This is a genomic window from Tunicatimonas sp., assembly GCF_049647865.1.
GTDB lineage: Bacteria > Bacteroidota > Bacteroidia > Cytophagales > Cyclobacteriaceae > Tunicatimonas.
The window spans coordinates 1-3,093 of the sequence record NZ_JBARYM010000831.1 but is presented as its reverse complement, the minus strand read 5'-3'; the positions used below and the strand labels follow the sequence as shown (position 1 = coordinate 3,093).

The window sequence follows — 3,093 nt, the reverse complement described above, 5'->3', positions numbered from 1 at the left end:
GAATATCCGGGTCGTGCATAAATGAGCGAATGAAGTTCAACCGCATCTTCATTCCCTTAGAGAAGTCCGAAACCGGCTTATCGGCATCTTCTCGCAATCCTACTTTATCCAGTAATTCGTAGAAGTCGACTGGTTTCTTTTCGTAGAAGTTGGCGAAGAACTGTAGGTTCTCCAGTGCCGTCAGTTTTAGATAATGGTTGGGTAGCTCGAAGCTCACACCAATACGCTGGTAAAAGTCTTTCCCCCAGCCTGACAAATCCCGGTTTTGAATCTGCACCTGTCCATCGTAGCCGTCTAATAATTTGTACAGAATTTTTTGAGTAGTACTTTTTCCGCTACCGCTGGGCCCCAGAAAACCAAAAATCTCTCCGGCCTCAATAGCAAAGGAGATACCTTTCAAAGTGGGACTTTGATTTTTGGGATACGTGTACCGCAGGTCATTTACCGTAATCATAATACTAATTCAAAGTGGATAATGGACAATTGATAAGTGTTTGATTATCAACATTTTATTATTTGAATAATGTGTAATTCTGAATATATATTGATATGAGTGGTTCAAAATTAGGCAGGTAGATTCCCTGAGAGTCGCGCTCATTTTCACTGTTAATTGCTCGGCGACCCGGTTTCCATTATCAATTGTCAATTTTTTTCATCCCGGATTGTAAAATATTAATGAGTTGACGAAGGGCCTGAGTATATTCGGCTTCGCTGACTTGTATTACCGGGCCTAACGGATTAGGTTGATCTTCCACTGGTGCTAAAGTCTCTAGCAGAGTCTTGCTAATCTGTACAATTAGCCGAGCCATGATGGTAGCATCTAGATTCTTTTTTAGTATACCTTTTTCCTGCTGCTGCGCAATTATTGATGAAAAGAAGTCAACAGCTTCCTGATCGTAGCGAACCATATCCTTGGCCACCTCCGGGATCAATTTCTCCTGACTGTAGCGATACAAGAATCGGTTCATCACCGGATACTGAGCATCAAAAGCCAACCCGTGATGAAATAAGGCTTCCAGCCAATCCCAAAAATCATCAGGGGGAATATTCATGGCGGATTGCATGAACGTTCGTTTTTTCGCGATCACGTATTCTTTCAAATAAAAATACAGTGCTTGCTTGTCATCAAAGTACTGATAGACGCTTCCCTTCGCAATTCCTAGCTTTTTTACCAGTCGATTAAGAGAGGCTTCCTGAAAACTGTGCAGGGCAAATTCTTCAAAGGCCGCTTCAATAAACTGCTGCTTTTTATCCGATTTTAGTCGTTCAAATGTAGGCTTCACTTCTAAAGTGACCATGTGGTCATAATTTGTGTAGCTAACTTAACGGCGCCTATCTGACTTAGTTGTACTTTGGTCAAAATAAATTTATACAAATGGAAATGGTGTCAGAAATGCAGTGTTGGCAACAGCTAAAAAAGTGATAGCTTTGTTTGTACTGTCAATTCGCTTAACCCACTACGGTGTGAAATTTATTAGTGTAATTTTTAGTCTGCTACTTTTCGCTACATCGCCGCTGTTTGCTCAGAAAAAAAATGCCGACTATCGGTTGCTGCTTAAAAAAACTACTGCGCCCATTATTATTGACGGTGGAACGTTAGATTCGGCCTGGCAGCAAGCTAACGTCGCCACTAATTTTCATATGATACTGCCGATGGACACCAGTCGGGCAGTAGCGCGAACGGATGTGCGGATGGCATACGACGATAACTTTTTGTACCTGCTGGCGGAGTGCTATTATACGGAGTCTGGCTCCTATACGGTAGAGTCTATGCGCCGGGATTTTTCCTTTGGGAAGAATGATAATTTCCTGCTGTTTATGGACCCGTTTGACGATCAGACCAACGGCTTTACTTTTGGGGCCAACGCGGCCGGAGCCCAGTGGGATGGGCTGATGTTTAACGGCGGGCGAGTAGACCTGAGTTGGGATAATAAGTGGGTATCGGAAGTAAAGAATTACCAAGATAAATGGGTATTTGAAGCGGCTATTCCTTTCAAAACGATTCGCTACAAGAAAGGTATTACCGAGTGGGGCATCAATTTCAGCCGTTTAGATTTACAGATTGGCGAGAAATCAGCCTGGGCACCCGTACACCGTCAGTTTCCTTCGGCATCTTTGGCCTTCACCGGCACGTTGGTCTGGGATCAACCTCCTCCGGCTACCAAAAGGAACGTCTCCATTATTCCCTACGCCTTGGGCGGAGCTACCCGAAATTTTGAAGAAAATACCTCCACCAACTATCGGGGCGAAATAGGAGTGGATGCTAAAATTGCCATTACCTCTTCGCTAAACCTAGACCTGACGATAAACCCTGATTTCTCGCAGGTAGAAGTTGACCAGCAGGTAACCAACCTAGATCGGTTTGAGTTGTTCTTTCCCGAACGGCGGCAGTTCTTTCTGGAAAATGCTGACCTGTTTGCCAATTTCGGCTACCCCACGATTCGCCCGTTCTTCTCCCGCCGCATTGGGTTGGGAGTGCCCATTCAGTTTGGGGCGCGACTCAGTGGGAAGCTTAATAAAAATTGGCGAATCGGGGCTATGAACATTCAGACCGGCAAAGTGGAAGCCACCGACTTACCCGCTCAGAATTTTACGGTAGCCGCCCTTCAGCGGCAGATATTTGCCCGGTCTAACATTGGTTTGATTGTGGTCAATAAAGAATCGCTGAACTACACTCCCAGCGATAATCCTAACATGCCAGTGTACTCTCAGTACAATCGCAACATTGGGGTGGAGTACAACATTGCCTCCTCCAACAACCTTTGGACGGGAAAGGTCATGTATCTGCATTCTATGAGTCCGGAGAAATCGGACCGTAACATGGTGCACGCCGCTGATTTAGCGTACGACAGCCGTCGCTGGACCCTGAGTTGGCAGCACGAGTACGTAGGTCGGGGCTACACCGCCGAGGTGGGTTTTGTTCCCCGTCGTTCTTACTACAAAATAAATCCTGAAATAGCGTATCGGTTCTTTCCCGAAAATAGTAGTGTAGTGAGCCACGGACCGATTTTGAGCTCTACCTACTTCTTCAATGAATTGTTTCGGCAAACCGACAATCAGAGCTATCTGGCCTACGAACTCACTTTCCAGGAT

At 45.3% G+C, this 3,093-nt stretch carries 3 protein-coding genes; 1 reads left to right on the top strand and 2 read right to left on the bottom strand.

Annotated features, from left to right (window positions below; translation table 11 throughout):
- Together WBA23_RS23995 and WBA23_RS23990 are read right to left on the bottom strand one after the other, a co-directional pair.
- The coding region (locus tag WBA23_RS23995) for an ATP-binding cassette domain-containing protein (RefSeq protein ID WP_424584810.1) at positions 1-454 on the bottom strand (454 nt) is incomplete at its 3' end.
- 181 nt (positions 455-635) lie between these two features.
- Positions 636-1,298 (bottom strand): TetR/AcrR family transcriptional regulator, encoded by a 663-nt coding sequence (locus WBA23_RS23990; protein WP_424584809.1) that lies wholly within the window; start codon positions 1,296-1,298, stop codon positions 636-638.
- 166 nt (positions 1,299-1,464) lie between these two features.
- Here WBA23_RS23990 and WBA23_RS23985 point away from each other — a divergent pair.
- On the top strand, positions 1,465-3,093 hold a 1,629-nt coding region (locus WBA23_RS23985; RefSeq protein ID WP_424584808.1), incomplete at its 3' end, for a DUF5916 domain-containing protein.